At 35.3% G+C, this 18,119-nt stretch carries 18 protein-coding genes; 13 read left to right on the top strand and 5 right to left on the bottom strand.

Annotated elements, in window-relative coordinates; all coding sequences use genetic code 11:
* Positions 1–26 precede the first annotated feature (26 nt).
* Positions 27–2,696: a TonB-dependent receptor plug domain-containing protein gene (locus tag B0X80_RS02365; RefSeq protein WP_077338209.1), complete on the top strand. Its 2,670-nt coding sequence runs from the start codon at positions 27–29 to the stop codon at positions 2,694–2,696.
* Between the two features lie 70 nt (positions 2,697–2,766).
* On the opposite strand, the gene B0X80_RS02360 is transcribed toward B0X80_RS02365, so the two are convergent.
* Genes B0X80_RS02360 through B0X80_RS02345 form a run of 4 tightly spaced genes read right to left on the bottom strand, consistent with a single transcriptional unit; the run spans position 2,767 to position 6,301 of the window.
* Positions 2,767–3,396, bottom strand: coding sequence for a PqiC family protein (locus B0X80_RS02360; RefSeq protein WP_077338208.1), 630 nt, complete (start codon positions 3,394–3,396; stop codon positions 2,767–2,769).
* Positions 3,397–3,421: 25 nt separating this feature from the next.
* Positions 3,422–5,071, bottom strand: coding sequence for an intermembrane transport protein PqiB (gene pqiB / locus B0X80_RS02355; RefSeq protein WP_077338207.1), 1,650 nt, complete (start codon positions 5,069–5,071; stop codon positions 3,422–3,424).
* The gene (locus B0X80_RS02350; protein WP_077338206.1) at positions 5,064–5,678 is read right to left on the bottom strand and encodes a paraquat-inducible protein A; all 615 of its coding nucleotides are present in this window, start codon (positions 5,676–5,678) and stop codon (positions 5,064–5,066) included. The genes pqiB and B0X80_RS02350 overlap by 8 nt, the downstream gene beginning before the upstream one ends.
* The gene (locus B0X80_RS02345; protein WP_077338205.1) at positions 5,675–6,301 is read right to left on the bottom strand and encodes a paraquat-inducible protein A; all 627 of its coding nucleotides are present in this window, start codon (positions 6,299–6,301) and stop codon (positions 5,675–5,677) included. Before B0X80_RS02345 ends, B0X80_RS02350 begins: the two co-directional genes overlap by 4 nt.
* 255 nt (positions 6,302–6,556) lie before the next feature.
* Between B0X80_RS02345 and B0X80_RS02340 the strand changes: the two genes are divergently transcribed.
* The 10 genes from B0X80_RS02340 to rpoS all read left to right on the top strand — a co-directional run bounded on the left by B0X80_RS02340 (position 6,557) and on the right by rpoS (position 13,872).
* Complete coding sequence (locus tag B0X80_RS02340) at positions 6,557–7,174, top strand: hypothetical protein (protein ID WP_077338204.1); 618 nt, start codon at positions 6,557–6,559, stop codon at positions 7,172–7,174.
* A gap of 83 nt (positions 7,175–7,257) precedes the next feature.
* Positions 7,258–7,578, top strand: coding sequence for a cell division protein FtsB (ftsB, locus tag B0X80_RS02335; RefSeq protein WP_077338203.1), 321 nt, complete (start codon positions 7,258–7,260; stop codon positions 7,576–7,578).
* A 2-nt stretch (positions 7,579–7,580) separates the two neighbouring features.
* A complete protein-coding gene (gene ispD / locus B0X80_RS02330) occupies positions 7,581–8,345 on the top strand; it encodes a 2-C-methyl-D-erythritol 4-phosphate cytidylyltransferase (protein WP_077338202.1) in 765 nt (254 codons plus the stop codon).
* A gap of 4 nt (positions 8,346–8,349) precedes the next feature.
* Positions 8,350–8,832: a 2-C-methyl-D-erythritol 2,4-cyclodiphosphate synthase gene (gene ispF, locus B0X80_RS02325; protein WP_077338201.1), complete on the top strand. Its 483-nt coding sequence runs from the start codon at positions 8,350–8,352 to the stop codon at positions 8,830–8,832.
* A 30-nt stretch (positions 8,833–8,862) separates the two neighbouring features.
* Positions 8,863–9,921: a tRNA pseudouridine(13) synthase TruD gene (gene truD, locus B0X80_RS02320; RefSeq protein WP_245825367.1), complete on the top strand. Its 1,059-nt coding sequence runs from the start codon at positions 8,863–8,865 to the stop codon at positions 9,919–9,921.
* 20 nt (positions 9,922–9,941) lie between these two features.
* Positions 9,942–10,688 carry a 5'/3'-nucleotidase SurE gene (gene surE, locus B0X80_RS02315; RefSeq protein ID WP_077338200.1) on the top strand — a complete coding sequence of 249 codons (747 nt, stop codon included), beginning with the start codon at positions 9,942–9,944 and terminating at the stop codon, positions 10,686–10,688.
* A 75-nt stretch (positions 10,689–10,763) separates the two neighbouring features.
* Positions 10,764–11,426, top strand: a complete 663-nt coding sequence (locus B0X80_RS02310) for a protein-L-isoaspartate(D-aspartate) O-methyltransferase (RefSeq protein WP_077338199.1) — start codon at positions 10,764–10,766, stop codon at positions 11,424–11,426.
* A complete protein-coding gene (locus tag B0X80_RS02305) occupies positions 11,426–12,004 on the top strand; it encodes a YqaA family protein (protein ID WP_077338198.1) in 579 nt (192 codons plus the stop codon). The genes B0X80_RS02310 and B0X80_RS02305 overlap by 1 nt, the downstream gene beginning before the upstream one ends.
* A gap of 122 nt (positions 12,005–12,126) precedes the next feature.
* On the top strand, positions 12,127–12,882 hold the full coding sequence (locus B0X80_RS02300) for a peptidoglycan DD-metalloendopeptidase family protein (protein ID WP_245825366.1): 756 nt from the start codon (positions 12,127–12,129) through the stop codon (positions 12,880–12,882).
* An 84-nt stretch (positions 12,883–12,966) separates the two neighbouring features.
* Positions 12,967–13,872, top strand: a complete 906-nt coding sequence (gene rpoS / locus B0X80_RS02295; RefSeq protein ID WP_077338196.1) for an RNA polymerase sigma factor RpoS — start codon at positions 12,967–12,969, stop codon at positions 13,870–13,872.
* Positions 13,873–13,956: 84 nt separating this feature from the next.
* On the opposite strand, the gene B0X80_RS02290 is transcribed toward rpoS, so the two are convergent.
* Positions 13,957–15,339 carry an aminotransferase family protein gene (locus tag B0X80_RS02290; protein WP_077338195.1) on the bottom strand — a complete coding sequence of 461 codons (1,383 nt, stop codon included), beginning with the start codon at positions 15,337–15,339 and terminating at the stop codon, positions 13,957–13,959.
* A 315-nt stretch (positions 15,340–15,654) separates the two neighbouring features.
* Here B0X80_RS02290 and pdxR point away from each other — a divergent pair, with 315 nt between their 5' ends.
* Both pdxR and B0X80_RS02280 read left to right on the top strand, forming a co-directional pair.
* A complete protein-coding gene (pdxR, locus tag B0X80_RS02285; protein WP_077338194.1) occupies positions 15,655–17,127 on the top strand; it encodes a MocR-like pyridoxine biosynthesis transcription factor PdxR in 1,473 nt (490 codons plus the stop codon).
* Between the two features lie 235 nt (positions 17,128–17,362).
* On the top strand, positions 17,363–18,118 hold the full coding sequence (locus B0X80_RS02280; RefSeq protein ID WP_077338193.1) for a sulfite exporter TauE/SafE family protein: 756 nt from the start codon (positions 17,363–17,365) through the stop codon (positions 18,116–18,118).
* Position 18,119 lies beyond the last annotated feature (1 nt).

Raw genomic sequence — 18,119 nt, 5'->3', positions numbered from 1 at the left:
AATTAATCCAAGAAAAGGGTGTTAAAATGCAATACAAAGTTAATAAAATTGCCTTAGCCGTAGCACTTGCGGCAAGTACTAGCTTTGCTATCGCACAAGAGTCAGAAGACAGTGCAATTGAAGAGGTAGTTGTAAAAGCTTCTCGTTTGCAAGGTAGTGCTGTAGCCGTTGTTGAGGAACGTAAAAATCAAGCTTTCGTTGCTGATATTTTAGGTGCTGAGCAATTATCAAAAACAGGTGATAGTGACGCTGCATCTGCACTTCGCCGTGTAACAGGTTTGACTTTAGTCGATGGTAAGTTTATTTACGTTCGTGGTTTAGGTGAGCGTTATTCAAGTGCTCGATTAAATGGTGCTTCAGTACCTAGCCCAGACTTAACCCGTAACGTTATTCCACTTGATTTATTTCCTTCAAGTATTATTGAAAGCTTAGCGGTACAAAAAGCTTATTCTCCTTCAATGCCTGCGGCATTTGGTGGTGGTGCTATTGATATTCGTACTAAATCTATTCCTTCAGAATTTGTTGCTAATTTTGAGGTCGGTATTGGTAAGAATTCTGAAGCAGATAAAGGGCTAACATACAATGGTAATGATTCAGGCTTATCTTCATCATTAAGAGATGCTATTGTTAAGTATCGTGGTAATTTTGGCCTTGCTAGCATTATTACTAAAGAGCAAGGTTTGGGTAATGATATAAACGCTGATCAAGCTGAAGTTATTAACCAAAATCTATTAAGTGAACTTAATCGTGATATGTCATTAAAGCGTGAGTCACTTGATCCAAGTACAAACTTTAAAGCTAGTTTAGGTAATTCGTTTGATGAAGATTTTTTTGGCGGAACTATCGGTTTCTTAGCATCGGCTGCTTATGACAACAAATGGAAACATGCAGAAAAAACCAATAATGTCATTACTCAAGATGTAAATGCTAACTGTAGTGAATCTTTAAACTCTAATGAAGCCGTTGGTAATTCATGTTTCGATGCTACAACTGATTCAGAAGTAACCACCGAAGAAGAGCGCATTAATGGTGTTTTTACTCTTGGTTATAAATTAGGTCAGCATAAAGTTTCATATTCAAAAATCTATTTAAAAGACTCTGAAGATGAAACTGAAATGTCTGTTAAGCAAGCTCCTGGTGGTAGTACAGTTCGTACTATTTTTGGTACGGGCTCAGCTGACCGAATTGTGTCGTTTAATTATGAAGAACGTGAGTTAGATGTTGATCAATTTGTAGGTCAACACACGTTTAATGATTATTGGGGCTTAGGTTTTGACTGGCAATATACTGAGTCAGAAGCAAATACTGAAATCCCAACAGAAGTTGAATATATTTTCCGTGACAACTATAACAGTAATACGGGTGAATATGTAAAATCAAACATTACTGGTGACCAAAATCGTGCATCGTATTCATTTGTTGATATGCAAGAACACGTAAAATCTGCTTCAGGTAACTTAACTTTACCAGTATATTCTGGTGACTTTGAAATGGAATACAAAGTTGGTTATGACTTAACTGATAAATCGAGGAACTACGTTACTTCAAGCTTTAAAGTGAATAACAATTCCGGTGCAGGTGTCGAAATTGGTAATGATCCATTATTGATTTCATCATACTTAACAGATCAGTTTATTACTGAAAATAGTATGGGCATTACTTTTAACGAACCAAGTATTCCTGATGCTGATGACTACATTGCGGCGCAAAAAATTGATGCTGCTTATGGTGCATTTGATGTTATTTATAAAAATACTTGGCGCTTCAGCGGTGGTATTCGTTATGAGCAATTCCGTCAAGTATCACTTCGTTCATCTAGCTTAGTGTTTTCAAAAGATGATGTCGAAAGGTTATATGATGAAGAGACAATTCTTGAAGGTACTATTAATGAAGATGATTTTTACCCTTCGTTATCAATGACTTATCTTGGTTCTGAAGACTATCAAATTCGATTTGGTTATGGTGAAACGGTTGTTCGTCCTGACTTACGTGAAGTTATTCCGGTTGCTTATTATGATCCATTAACTGATATTCGTACTTCTGGTCGAGTTGGTTTAGCGTCAAGTAACTTGAAAAACTATGATTTACGTTATGAAAATTATAGTAACAATGGCGATAATTGGTCTGTTGCTTTATTTTATAAAGATATTGATGCACCAATTGAAAATATCTTGCGTATCGGTGACGAAGATTACAGCCTCTCATTTATTAATGGTGAAGAAGGTGAAGTCTACGGTATTGAAACTGAATGGTTGCACGACTTAAGTTACTTAGCTGATGGCTTTTTTACTTCAGGTAACATCACTTTAAGTGAATCAGAAGTATCAGTTAATCCTGCATTAGCGGGTAATTTAACTAACCCAACTAAACGTTTAACAGGACATTCTGAGTATGTTGTTAACTTACAGTTAAACTATGATTCTGCTAATGGTAACCATAGTAGTTCACTTGTTTATAATGTATTTGGTGAACGTATAATTGCATCGGGTGTTGCAGGTCGTGAAGATGCTTTTGAACAGCCTTTTCACTCGTTAGATGCCGTGTATACTTACTATCCTGACTTTAACTCTAAAGTTAAATTTAAAGTTCAAAACATACTAGGTGAAGACCAAGAAGTGATACAGTCTGATATAGTTGTTAGATCTAAGGATGTCGGTGTAAGCATTGGTTTAAGTTATACCTATGAATTTGAATAACGAACGATTACTATAGATTATTCAGGTTAAATAAAATCCAGTATCAGTTATTCTGATACTGGATTTTTTATTATGTTAATTCTTTTATTATTAAATTTGATAGCTCATCTAAAGATTTTTTAAAGTTTTCTACAGCATGGTTATAACCATTTTCGCTAAGAGGATGGCGAATATCAAAAAACGTTTTTTCTTGTTTATTATTTAATGTACTTTCTATCGTATAGTAACCTGAAATTACCGTTTCGTGTTGTGGGTTGGCTATTGTAAATTGTTCAAACGATAAACTTAATTTTTTATTGGCTAAATGAGTGTTTTTTGAATTTTTAAGGTCGAAATATAAGTGGTTATTATTAGCCGATAACGATGTCATTAAGTGAGCCAAAATCGCTTTTGGTAACTTGTCTCCCCAACGATGCTGGTTTGAAATTTGTATTTGATGGGAATCAACTTGCATCACTATACCACCCGTATTTAAAAAGTCAGCGAGTGTTATATCGTTAATTACTACTAGAATATCTTCTTGTTTTTTTTCAATATTTGTTATTTCACCCGCTTGTGACTTTATTGCATTTAATGCGTAGTATTGAATGCCTTCATTCGTGTTTGAACATCCTAAAGTAAAAAGTGCTGATACCATTAATAGTGTATTTAAAGCCGCTTTTATTTGTGTACTACTTTTACTCTGTATATACGTTTTCATTGAGTAGACTCTCTTGTTCGTTAAACTATTGTTCAGCGGCTTGAGGCTGAATTTCTGTTGTATTATCGTTATTAAATATCAAACGATTAGGTTGTCTATTTAGCGTCATAATAAGGGGAGACAAGTTATTTATTGTTTTATCTAAGCTTTGTAATACCTCATTTAGCTGCTGATTAGTTTGAGAACCTTCAGAGTACGTTTTTGTTAGGCTTTCAATACCTTTTAAAGTGGCATTAATTTGAGCAATAATCGTTTGGCCTTTTGGATCATTTAACAAGGTTTCAACGCGCTCTGCGGTTAAGTTAAATTGGTCCATTGACTCTGTTATGCTGGTTAAGGCTTTTGATGTAGATTTTACAATATCATTAAAAGGAATTTTTTCTATCGCTTTGGTAATGTTGTCTACTCGTGTCATTAATTGTTCTAATTCATCATCAGCAGTAGGAATGAGTAGTAAATCGCCAAAAGTTTCAGGAGTTTCTAAGGGAGCATTAATATATTTTAATTCAATAAATTTACTACCCGTTAGTAAGTTATTTGTACTTATTACGCCGTGTAAACCTTCCGTGATTCTTTTTTTCATGTTCCTTTGGGTTTTATGTAAACCTATTTTATTGTCTTTTAATCCTAATCTACCCGGATATATTTTGATCATTATGGGCAGTAGCGTGTTTTTGTCTAAAATATTAGTCACTTCGGGGTAATCTATATCGGTTCTAACTACTTCACCTATATGTAATCCCTTATATTCAACAGGTGCGCCAGGTTTTAACCCTCGTATTGTTTGGTTGAAAAGCAACATGTAATTTTGACCAACGTTAAAAAGCTGTTCATTAACCTTTTGTTTATTAGGATATATAGAAAACTCTGCACGTTCAGTTATGCGTTCACCTTTTGTTAAATAAGTAGGCACATCAAATGCAACGCCACCGCCTAATAAGGTCTCAATGGTGCCGGTATTTAATTTAACGCCTTGGGCTGATAAATCGACATCAATTCCCGTGACTTCCCAAAAACGTGTGTTAGTAGTAATAAGTTGATCGTATGGGGCTTCAATAAATACGTTGTAGTACATTTTTCCTTCTTGAGTATTTAAATGAACATACTCAATACGACCGGCTTGACTCCCTCTAAATAAAACAGGGTCGCCAATATCAAATGCATTATCACTACTGCTATCAAGCGTTATGTGTAAGCCAGGCGTACCAGCTGGAGTAGGAGGTGGATTTTCTAAACCTTTAAAATGGTACCGTGTTGATTCTTCTATACCAGGTGAAAATTCAATATATGAACCAGATAAAATAGTAGATAACCCCGACACACTACTTAAACTAACTCTAGGTTTTACTACCCAAAAATTACTGTCTTTAGTGAGTAATTCACCGACTTTTCTGTTGAGTCTTGCACTGATAATGACGCCATCTAAGTTATTATTCAGTTTTATATCAACAACTTTACCTACCGTTATATTTCGTAGTTTAATTAAACTTTCGTTTTTGCTAATACCTTGTGCAGTAGCAAATTCAATGGTAATTAATGGGCCTTGTTTGAGCCACTGATCGACTACCATCCAAGCTCCTATCGCTAGGGCTATTAAAGGAATAAGCCATATAGTGGATATTTTGTTTACCGACTTTACTTCTGCTTTAGGAAGTTCGTTTTTTTGCTCAGTCATGCGTAGCCTCAAAGGTATGAGATTGCCAAATAAGGCGAGGATCAAAAGTATTGGCTGCTAACATAGTCATTACAACAAAACCTGTAAATGCAACAGCAGCAAAACCTGCTTCAATTTTTATAATGGCGCCCATATTAACAAGCGCCACTAAAATGGATACAACATAAATATCAACCATCGACCATTTGCCGATAAATTCAATAATTCGATAGGATCTATATGCTGTTTTTCTTGATTTAAAGCCAATGTAGTTTGTTTCGTAGCATAGCCAACTTAATGCAAATAGTTTCCCTAAAGGAATAACAATACTGGCAAAAAATATAATCAAGGCAACAAAGTAAGATTTACTTTGCCACAATAAAATTACGCCACCTAAGATAGTGCTTTCTGTTTTACTGCCTAAAACCGTGGTGATCATCATAGGTAAAAAATTGGCAGGAATAAAAAGTAAATAAGAGGTTATTAATAATGCCATGGTATGTTGAATACATTTAGGGCTTATTTTGGAAAGATGAGCATGGCATTGATCGCAATATGAATCAGATGCTGAATTTAGTGTTAAACAAACAGGGCATTGGCATAGCTTTTTATTTTTAGCTGTGATCATGCGGCTTCCTTATTTTGTTTGCTTTTACGTTGGTATAGCGACCATAACTGATACCGATCAAAATATATAAAAGTCGCTGATAAACTCATAATAAAGAGAAGATAAAAAAAGAAAGCGTAACCAAATTCTATATAGGCCATTGTTTGCACTTTTATAAAGCTAACTAAAATGCTGATAATAAATATTTCAGCCATATTCCATGGCTTAAGTAACACAGTAAGTTTCAAAATGGGATTAGTAAAAGGAAGTAGCTTTTTCGTTTTAAACGATAAAGAAATATAGAGAATACACAATAAAAAACTTAATGGAATAATAAAAGCCGTAAATGCTAATAAAGCTGAAATAAGTATATAGGTAATGTTTTCAATATTTTGAATTGATTCTAGTAACGTGAGCGTTTTTTCATCACCATGTAGGCTAAAAATAATAAATGGGAAACTTAAAGCGAAAGCTAAAAATATTAAAGCGGTTAAAGCACTTACCAATAATTTTGTTTGGGCGTGACGATAAAAACGTGTTAATACGTAGCCACAGCGCGGGCACTTAGCTTTTTCTCTATGTTTAAGAGGTGGTATTAACATAAGTAAATCGCAGTCGTGGCATGCGATATGACGCTTTTTCATTATAGTGACAAACAAACTCAAGGTGGTTAGCTAGTTGGTGTAGCTTAGCGATAATTTATATTATTTTCCACTATTTCAAATGGTTAGTTATATTAAAATCCAAGACTTATTATAAGTATGAGGTCAACAAGCAGCCTTGCGCGTTCAGCACATTATATACAACATCAATTAAACTGATATAAGTCGATTTATCTTTTGCGATCAATGAAGTATGCTTAAATATTATTCATAAACGTTATAGTATTTAATCATTATATGACTGAACAGGTTTCTCTTTGGAAAAGCGAACAACAATCCTCAGACTTTGCTGAGCTTTGTAATGCTTTATATGAAAGAGAATTACACGCACTTGCAAATATTAATGCTATGTCAGTCGGATTAATTCAGGGACGATTGAAAAGTCTTCCTTATTATATTCAACGTACTGCACGCCAGATGATGGAAGCATCAACGCCATTAACCTTGGACGTTCAAAATGCTAGTTGGTCAGCCAAACAAGGTGCTCATATGCCTTTATCTGATCAAGACGAAAATACGGTAAACCAATGGTACGCTAAAATTACGTTAAAACATGGTTTAGTTGTTCCAATTGTTCATGATGACCATATAGTCCTCGATTGTATTGACAAGATAGATGCGGAAAAACAGCGTTTTAGAACCAACGTACACGGGTGGTTTTATTTAAACGGAATATCACCTGAAAATGACTCAATTTATCGATTATTAAAACCTAACAAACGTGTTATGACGGCTGCTTGTACAGGTCATTGCTGGGTTAATAATCATAAATCTATTCCTGTTATGCCAACCCTTAGAGAATTACTTTTATCCTGCACCATTAATTGGCGTAATTTCAAACAGCCTATTTCCTAATAACTGTAAAATATATTTAGCCATACTGAGTTAATTCCTTATAATAGTGCAATGCTTAAGGATTTGTGTGTCAGCCAGCTTTTATGAGAGCAATAATCGTCATTTTGTTAATATTTTTAGCCTTATTACAGCATCGTCTGTGGTTTGGAAAAAATAGTGTGCCTGATTATTTAGCTATTGAAAGCGATGTTGCTAGGCAACGTGCTGATAATGACAAGCTTATACAACGTAATAAAGTACTCTACGCTGATACCGACGATTTAAAATCAGGCGTTGAAGGGATAGAAGAAAGAGCCCGAAATGAATTAGGTATGATCAAAGAAAACGAAGTGTTTTTTCGTATTGTTTCTACAAATAAAGCAAAAAGGCAATCAGCCGAACATTCTCAAAAGGATACTCAGTAATAATGAGTTCGCCTTGTAATCAATTCGTTGTTGTAGTTCCTGCCGCTGGCGTTGGTAAAAGAATGCAGGCGCAATGTCCTAAGCAATATCTTACTATTGAACAACACACTATTTTAGAACATACCGTTTTTAAATTATTATCTCATCCGCTTATTACACATGTGGTTATTGCCATTAGTAAAGGCGATGAGTACTTTCAGGATACAGCCTTACCTTTGCACCCAAATATTTCTATAGTAAATGGTGGAGCAGAACGTGTCGATTCAGTATTAGCGGGTCTGCTTTCAATAAATAGTCAGGATTTTCCTTGGGTAATGGTGCACGATGCAGCACGACCGTGTGTTGATTTAGATGATATATCAGCACTTATTGAACAAACACAAAAAAACAATTGTGGCGGGTTATTAGCTTATCCTGTTCGCGACACCATGAAAAAAGCTCAATCGGTTAGCGCTCAAGCCACTTCTCAGGTTGAAAAAACCATAGAACGCGAAAATTTATGGCATGCATTAACTCCTCAGTTATACAAAACGAATGAATTAATTTCAGCTATTACTCAGGCTTTAAAAGATAAGATAACTATAACTGATGAATCATCTGCCATAGAATATGCAGGTTTACATAGTTTATTAGTTGAAGGTAATGGTAATAATATTAAAATTACGCGGCCTGATGACTTAATGTTAGCGAATTTTATTTTGTCTCAACAAACTAAGCCCGTTGATTTAAGCGCTGACAAAACTCTCATTCAACTTCACAAAAGGTAAAATAATGCGTATAGGACATGGTTTTGATGTACATAAGTTTGGCGGTGAAGGTCCTTTAGTATTAGCCGGTGTAAGTATTCCTTACGAATTTGGATTTATTGCACATTCCGATGGTGATGTAGCTATTCATGCTTTATGTGATGCTATTTTAGGTGCTTTATGTTTAGCTGATATAGGTAATCATTTTCCTGATACCGATGGACAATACGAAAACATATCAAGCCGAATTTTATTACGCCATGTTGTAGGATTAATGCATGAACAGGGTTATGAACTTGGAAATGCCGACATAACCATAGTTGCTCAAGCACCTAAAATTGCGCCTCATCTATTAGCAATGAGAACCTGTTTATCTGAAGATTTAACTGCTGAAATTTCTCAAGTGAATGTAAAAGCAACCACCACTGAAAAACTAGGTTATGCCGGTCGTAAAGAAGGTGTAGCGGTTCATGCCGTTGTTTTACTAACACCTAAAGCTAAATGTTAAACCTAATAATACAAACACAGAGAAATTAACGTGAATACAGCATTACCTAAGTTTAGTTATTTGTACGGCCAACCCACTTCCACTGGTTTTTTACGCAGCGAAATGGCTGATTTTAAAGTCTTTGAAAACTTACCTTTTCAGCCGTGTGGCGAAGGTGAACATTTATTTATTCATGTTAGAAAAACGGGCGAAAATACCGCGTTTGTTGCTAAACAATTGGCAAAATATTTTGGTGTTAAAGAAAACTTAGTTTCTTATGCTGGTTTAAAAGATCGCTTTGCGGTAACTGAACAATGGTTTGGTATACATGTGCCAGGAAAAAAAGAATATGACCTGTCAGACTTATCTATAGAAGGTATAGAGGTTTTAGCCAGTGCTCGGCACAACAAAAAACTCCGCATAGGTGCATTATTAGGTAACCGTTTTGAGCTTACTTTAAAAAAGGTAACTAATGCAGAGGAGCTTGTAAGGCGATGGCATGCAGTTGTGGCTCATGGTGTTCCTAATTATTTTGGTGAGCAGCGTTTTGGCATTGAAGGCGGAAACATAGAAAAAGCACTTTCATTATTCTCCGGTGTTAAAGTTAAAGATAAGAAAAAACGCGGTATGTACCTTTCTGCGGCACGTTCGTTAATTTTTAATAAAGTAATAGACGAGCGTATTCAAGCCAATACTTTTGATAAGCCGACTAACGGCGATGTATGCATGTTAGCAGGAACACAGTCAGTGTTTGTCGCTGATGAAATAGACGACAGTATAACAACACGATTTAACGAAAAAGATATTGATCTTACCGCGCCTATGTGGGGCGCAGGCGAATTAATGTCGACAAAAGAAGTACAGTTGTTTGAGCAAAATGTGGCAAGCCAGTATCAAGAATTTTGTGATGGCTTACCTAAATTTGGCTTAAAACAAGAACGTCGTAGAATTCGTCTTTGTGTAGAAAGCCCAGATATAAAAGTAGCAGGTACAGATGAAGACTGTACTGTAGTATTAACTTTTTCATTACCTGCTGGCTCATACGCTACAACGGTAATACGTGAGTTATTAGATTATACCGACCTGACTCAACGTCAAGGTCATGCTTGATAGGTTTACAAGGAAGATAAATGAAAATTTTATTAAGTAATGATGATGGTGTTCATGCAAAAGGTATCAAAGTATTATTTGAACACTTATCTAAAGCCTTTGACGTAACACTTGTTGCACCTGATAGAAACTGTAGTGGTGCTAGTAATTCATTAACCTTGGTTAATCCATTACGTACTCATACATTAGAAAATGGGTTTATTGCTGTAAATGGTACACCAACAGATTCTGTGCATTTAGGTATTAGTCAATTAATGGAGCAACAACCTGATTTAGTGGTGGCGGGTATTAATCATGGGCCTAATTTGGGAGATGATACACTTTATTCAGGTACTGTTGCTGCAGCTACCGAAGGGCGTCATATGGGAATGCCTGCTATTGCTGTATCTTTAGCTGGAGATCAGCACTTTGATACAGCTGCCGTAGTTGTAGTTAAAATAATAAAACGTTTAAAGGATTTTCCTTTACCACAAGATCAAATATTGAATGTTAATGTACCCGACGTGTCTTTAGCCGAATTAAAAGGTATTAAAGTGACTCGTTTAGGTAATAGACATCAAGCTGAAGCAATGAAAAAACAACAAGATCCTTGGGGTAGAAATATATATTGGTACGGGTTGTTGGGACCTGAACAAGATGCGGGAGAGGGAACAGACTTTCATGCTATCGCCAATAATTTTGCATCTATTACACCTTTAACGGTTGATATGACTGCATATAATAGTATTGATTCAATGGCTAAGTGGGTAAATGAGCTCTCTCTTTAATTAAACAATAAATGAATATGTTTGGTATAAGTTCTTGATTAGCCAAACCATAAAAAAAATAAAAATGAGTAGAATATGAATGTCAGAGTAGGAAGTCGTATTGGTGGAAAGTCTAGCCGAAGTGGAGAAATACTGGCACAAAAATTACATGCGGAAGGAATTGTGAATAAAGACGTACTGCAAGCTATTGCGCGTACGCCTAGACATATTTTTGTTCCTGAAATACTGGCCCATAAAGCATACGACAATACTGCTTTACCTATTGGGCAGGGACAGACTATTTCACAACCTTATATAGTAGCAAAAATGACTGAGTTACTTTTAGCTGACGGAGTGCCAGACAGTATTTTAGAAATAGGCACAGGGTCTGGTTATCAAACGTCAATTTTAGCGCAGCTATCTCCCAAAATATTTTCTGTGGAACGTATTAAGTCGCTGCAATGGCAAGCCAAAAGAAGGTTGCAGGCAATGGACCTACATAATGTATCAATGAAACATGGTGATGGTTGGAAAGGCTGGAAGAGTAAAGCACCTTTTCAAGCTATTATTGTAACTGCAGCACCAACATCTGTTCCGCAAGACTTATTAGAACAATTAGATGAGGGCGGGCGATTGATTATACCCGTTGGTGAACAAACACAAATTTTAAAAATTATTACACGCCAAGGCGAACAATTTAAAGAACAGCAAGTTGAAGTTGTTCGTTTTGTTCCTCTTGTGCCAGGAGCTTTATCTTAATGAAAATATTTTCTGCCCTTTATGATTGGACGCTAAAATGGGCAAAGCATAAATTTGCACCTTATATTTTAGCTTTTTTATCCTTTTCTGAATCCGTTATATTTCCTATTCCCCCCGATGTTTTATTGGCTCCTATGGTGTTATCAAAACCTGAAAAAGCATGGAGACTTGCTAGCATAACAACCATAGCTTCAGTAATAGGAGGAGTATGTGGGTATATTTTAGGTTATTTTATGTTTGAACCATGGATCCAACCTATTATTAACGAGCTGGGTTATCAGCACAGATTAGAACAAGTGATGGAGTGGTTTGTTCAATATGGTGTTTGGGTTGTTTTCATTGCTGGATTTTCTCCTATTCCTTATAAGTTGTTTACTGTAAGTGCTGGTTTTCTTCATATGGCATTTATTCCTTTCTTAATTGCTTCAGCTATTGGTAGAGGTATGCGATTTTTCTTAGTGGCTGGTATTATTCGATGGGGTGGAGTCGCTATGGAAGAAAAGCTAAGAAAATGGGTTGATAAGATAGGTTGGGCAATTGTTATTATTATTGTTGTTGCGTACCTTGTTTTTCGTTAAGTCGTTTAAGTTTCGTTAAGTTTTGTTAAGCTAAATTAAGTTTTGTATTTGGAATTTGTATATTATATATGAATAAAAATAAAATCATATTTTTTGTTTTTTATACAATTATGCTTCTATTTTTGGCTAGTTGTTCCTCTCGTAAGTCTCCAGCGCCCGTTGTAGACGTTCAAGGCTCTATCCCACTAAGTAAAAAAATTCGTAACAGTATTAAGGCGACACAATACATTGTAAAGAAAGGGGAGACCTTATATTCAATAGCTTGGCGTTCAGGTATTGATGTGCGTGAAATTGCTAAAATTAACAAAATATCACCTCCTTATGAAATTTTTCCAGGACAAAAACTCAACTTAACTAACAAATTTGTACCACCTGTTAAAAAGAAGTTACGAAAAGGTAAAACTTATACCGAAAAACCTAAAGTTGTAAAAAAACCTATTGCACAGATAAAAAATCAAGGGTATGGTAAAAATGTAGTCGATAAACGGATTGACATTAATCAAAAAGTTAGAAAATGGGTATGGCCTACTAAAGGCAAAGTTATTACTTATTTTTCGTCTACACAGCAAATTAGTAAAGGTATAAATATTGCTGGCAAAAGAGGACAAGCTGTTTTGTCTACGGCAGATGGTAAAGTAGTTTATGCTGGAGACGCGCTCAGTGGATATGGCAAGTTAATTATTGTAAAACATAATGATGACTACCTTAGCGCATATGCCCACAATGATCATATATTGGTTAAAGAGCAACAAACAGTGAAGGCCGGCGATAAAATTGCCAAGATGGGAAGTACAGACGCTGATAAAGTAATGCTTCATTTTGAAGTACGATTTAGAGGTAAGTCAGTAGACCCAATGAAGTACTTGTCGAAAAAATAATAATAATAATAAGTAGAATTTAATGGAGTTAACGTGAAGAACTAATTAGTAAGTTTAGCTTAGCTAAAATACGGGAGATATGGCATGAGCATTGATACTAGCAATAAAAATAAATTATCAGATGATAAAGTAAAAATATCGGAAGAAACCCCATCGAACTTAGATGCAACTCAGATTTATTTAAGTGAAATTGGTTTTTCCCCTCTTTTAACTGCAGAAGAAGAAGTTTACTTTTCTCGTCTTGCCCTGAAAGGTGACGAACCTTCTCGAAAACGTATGATAGAAAGTAATCTACGTTTAGTTGTAAAAATTTCTCGCCGCTATAATAATCGTGGTTTACCTCTATTAGATCTTATTGAAGAAGGTAATTTAGGACTTATCCGTGCAGTTGAAAAGTTTGATCCAGAAAGAGGATTTAGATTTTCTACTTATGCCACATGGTGGATACGTCAAACGATTGAACGCGCTATAATGAACCAAACACGTACTATACGTTTACCTATTCATGTAGTAAAAGAACTTAATATATATTTACGTACAGCCCGAGAACTCATTCAAAAATTAGATCATGAACCTACCGCAGAAGACATTGCGCAAGAGTTAGATGTACCCGTTAAAGACGTTACTAAAATGTTACGCTTAAATGAACGTATAACCTCAGTTGATAGTCCTTTCGGTGGAGATGCTGAAAAAGCCTTACTAGATATTATTCCTGATGAAAAAGGTGGTAGCCCTGAAACTAAGCTGCAATCAGAAGATATAAAAAATAATATCGTAAATTGGTTAAATGAACTTAATTCAAAACAACGCGAAGTATTAGCAAGACGATTTGGTTTACTTGGATATGAAGCCGCAACTTTAGAAGATGTAGGCACTGAAATAGGCTTAACACGTGAGCGCGTACGTCAAATTCAAGTGGAAGCTCTTAAGCGTTTACGCGATATCTTAAGTCAACAAAACCTATCGATAGAAGCTATTTTTCAAGCTTAATAACTTTGAGTTTAATTTTTAACTCAAAGAAAAAACCAGCAATTAAGCTGGTTTTTTGTCTTTGTAGAGGTTAATACTATTGTATTAAGTGATTTTGTTTTCTGCTAAAACATCATCTAAAGTACTTATAATAAAGTCTGCTTGTTCTGTGGTAAGTGTCATGACAGGGCACAGACATAAGGTGTTATTTAAAGAAGAAAATGAACGATTTGTTCTACCAATAATTAATCCTTTACTCATACATTGAGCCGCAATTTTCATAGCAAATGATTCATGAACAGGTTCTTTTGTTATTCTATCTTTTACAAGCTCAATACCAAGTAATAAACCTTTACCACGAACATCGCCAATAACTTTATGATGCTCTTTTAATTTGGTTAACCTTTCAAGTAAGTATTGCCCCACTATTGCCGAATTTTCTACAAGCTTTTCATCTTCTAAAATACGTAAATTTTCAATGGCGGCAGCAGGGCCAGCAGTACAACCGCCAAAGGTACTGATATCTCTGAAGAAAGATAGCTTATCGTCTGGCGTAGCCATAAATTCATTAAATACAGCTTCTGTAGTTACCGTACAAGATATAGCGGCATAACTTGAAGCAACGCCTTTTGCTAAGGTGACTATGTCTGGTTGAATACCATAATGCTGGTAGCCAAACCATTTACCTGTACGACCTAAGCCACACACCACTTCATCAAGGTGTAATAAAACATTATATTTTTTACAAATTTCGGCAATTTTAGGCCAATACGTTTCAGGCGGAACAATAACACCACCACCAGCCGTAATGGGTTCTAATACAACGGATCCTACTGTATCAGCCCCTTCGCGTAAAATAGCTTTTTCTAATTCTAAAGCAGCTTGAATACCATAATCTTCATTATTATCAAATTGGCTTCTGTATTCACAGCAATGCCCAAACTCAACAAAGCCCGGTACAAAAGGTCCATAATGTTCACGTCTTTCGGCTTGGCCTGTAGCACTTAATGTCGCTATAGTTGAACCATGATAATCTCGTTCGCGATATAAAATTTTATATTTTTTACCACCGTATTTCTGATGAGAAATTTGACGTACTATTTTGAATGCTTTTTCATTTGCTTCTGAACCTGAACTGGCTAAGTAAACACGGCTTAACCCTGGCATTTTTTCAAGTAATTTTTTTGAAAACTCTGCTGCTGGTGGTGTGCCTGCTGTAGCAGCAAAAAAATTAATTTCAGTTAATTGTTTGCTTATTGCATCAACAATAGATTTTCTACCGTAGCCTACATTGACACACCAAACACCACCTGAAGAAGCGTCTAAATATTTTTTACCATTGCTGTCCCACACGTATGTTCCTTCACCTTTAACCATTAATAGAGGTGATTGAGAACCGTTTTTGTATCCAGCATGTTGGCTTAAATGATGCCATACATGTTGACGGTCACTTTCTACAAGTTCCTGATATTGCTCTTGCGGTATCATAGGTTTCCTTATAATTTTTTTACTATAAATATGCTTATAGAAAAACAGAATTTAGACAGAGGGGGTAGAGCCAGCGAAATGAATTGATAGAGCCACATTACTCATTAAATAAAGAGATGTGGATATTTCTTACTTGAATAATGAACGTTTTTTTATTTAAGCTGCATGTGAAAAACAAGCGTTAGGTTGTAAAATTATTATTAATAAATCTATTTTTTCAATAATGTCCTTGGTTTGTTTATTGCTTTATACTGAAATATGGCAAAAATAATTGCATCCAACATGGTTGGCATTACCCTACCAATAAGGCGTAAAATGGCTGAATTTTTATTTAATTTTGAATTAAATACTCAAACAAGTTATCAAAATCAAATTCGTGAATATTTAATTGGGCTTATTAAGTGTAATTATTTTGGAGAGCAGCCCTTGCCTTCAAGCCGTAAAATGGCAAAGCTTATGCGTGTTTCTCGTAATACTGTGGTTATTGTATACAACAGTTTGGTTGAAGAAGGATATTTGGTTTCTAGAGAGCGGAGTGGTTTTTATGTTAATGAAGAAATAAAATTAGAAAAACAGCTAGAACTACAGCCTAATAATACGAACGTTGATGAATATTCCACTTCTTTTGCACCGCATTGGAATAATTTATTAAAGCGTAAACCTGCTAATTTTACGCGTTTAGAAAAGGATCCTGAATGGATTAACTACCCTTACCCTTTTATTTACGGACAAATTCAACCTGAAGATTTCCCTTTATATCAATGGCGAGAATGTAGTCGCCAAGCTCAAGGAAAAGGTTCTCTTAAACATTGGATCGAAGATTATATTGATGCTGATGATCCTGAGTTAGTACTTCAAATTTGCCAACAAGTACTTGTAAGACGTGGTATTAAAGCTTCTCCAGACGAGGTTTTAATAACCTTAGGTACTCAAAATTCACTTTTTATGTTAGCTAATTTATTGGCAAATAATGAAACAATTGTTGGTTGTGAAGATCCAGGTTACGCAGATTTACGAAATATATTTGAACATGCTGGCGCTAATATAAAGGCCTTACAGCTTAATGATGAAGGAGTTATTCTAGGGACGCAGTTGAAAGAGTGTGACTATGTTTATGTAACACCAAGTCATCAATACCCAACTACAGTAACTATGCCTGTACATAAGCGAACAACTTTACTTCAACAAGCACATAAGGATAACTTTGTAATTATTGAAGATGATTACGAAAGTGAGGTCAATTTTATTGAAGAGCCTTTACCTGCCTTAAAAAGTTTAGACAATCATGGGCGCGTTATTTATGTTGGTAGTATTTCTAAATCCCTTTCTCCTGGATTACGTATTGGTTATGTCGTGGCTGATAAAGAATTGATCCGTCAAATCAGAGCTTTACGCAGACTTAACTATCGTCATCCTCCAGCAAATAATCAAAGAACGTTAGCTTTGTTTTTTTCTCAAGGTTATTACGATAGTCATGTTAGACGAATGCGTAAGGTTTATAAGAAAAAATGGCAATTAATGGATGAAAATATTAAGCGCTATTTAACAACTTGCGAGGTGATCTCTGCACCTGGAAGTTTTTGTTTTTGGCTTAAATTGCCTTCCTCGCTTCCTAGCAAAACACTCGTTAAAGAGGCATCTAAAAAAGGGGTTTTAGTTGAGGCGGGAGATAGCTTGTTCATGGAAGGTTATTCAACCCATATTCGATTAGGTTTTTCAGCAATACAAGAATCAAAAATAGCTGAAGGGATTATAATATTAGGCCAAATAATTAAAGGCTTATCATAATTTTTTGTTAGCTATTTGCTTGTAGTAAATTTTATTATTGTAGAGTTAACTACCAATGCTCTCCTTTAGATTTAATAGGCAATAAACATAAAAGAGTTATCAAAATACTAAGCTTCAGCTACTACATTCATATCTATGTAAATAAACTGGCACCATAAGTTGATATAAGTGGTGCTAATTTTAGTGTGTGCCTTATCATAAAGTAAAGCGTCATTGATTTGCATTATGGAAAAGTATGGATTTAGTTACATTATCATTAGACACAATGATTTGGTTAAGCGTTGCAATATTTTTCGCTTCTGTCATTTCATCTGCTACAGGAATGGCGGGCGGTGTTTTAATGTTTGCCAGTATGAGCCAAGCTATTGCATTACAGCCCTTAATTGCTATTCACGGTGTTATTCAAGCGTTTAGTAATGCTGCAAGGTGTTTATTGTTACGCGACTCTATTGTGTGGCGTATGTGCATACCTTTTGGGATTGGTGCCACAATAGGTATAGCAGCAACAACCTTTTTTTTAATTCAATATATTAGCGAAACGGTTGCGTTAGCAACGTTATTATTCTTACTTTTATATACATTATTTAAACCTAAAAAATTACCTTCTATAAAACTAGCACCCAATCAATTTATAGGTGTAGGCCTTTTAACGGGGAGTTTAGGTATTGTAGCTGGCGCTATAGATCCACTGCTTGGCGCATTTTTTATTCGAGATGATCTTGATAAAGAACAAATAGTTGCAACAAAATCTATGATGCAACTTATGACTCACCTGCTTAAAATTCCTGCGGTAATAGCGCTAGGTTTTGTCTTTAGTGCTCATTTGCCTATGATGTTGTTTTTTTCATCCATCGCTATTTTGGGGACTTATGTGGGTGTTGTTTTACTTAAAAAAGTTTCGCCCAATGTATTTTTTATATTAATGAAATGCGCTTTATTTTTAGCTGCTATTAGAATTGGATATCAATTAGTTATCGGTAGTTCGCTGTAAT

The organism is Pseudocolwellia agarivorans, assembly GCF_002000085.1.
GTDB classification, from domain to species: domain Bacteria; phylum Pseudomonadota; class Gammaproteobacteria; order Enterobacterales; family Alteromonadaceae; genus Pseudocolwellia; species Pseudocolwellia agarivorans.
Note: the sequence above shows the minus strand (reverse complement) of the source record. Positions and strands in the feature narration are given on the sequence as shown.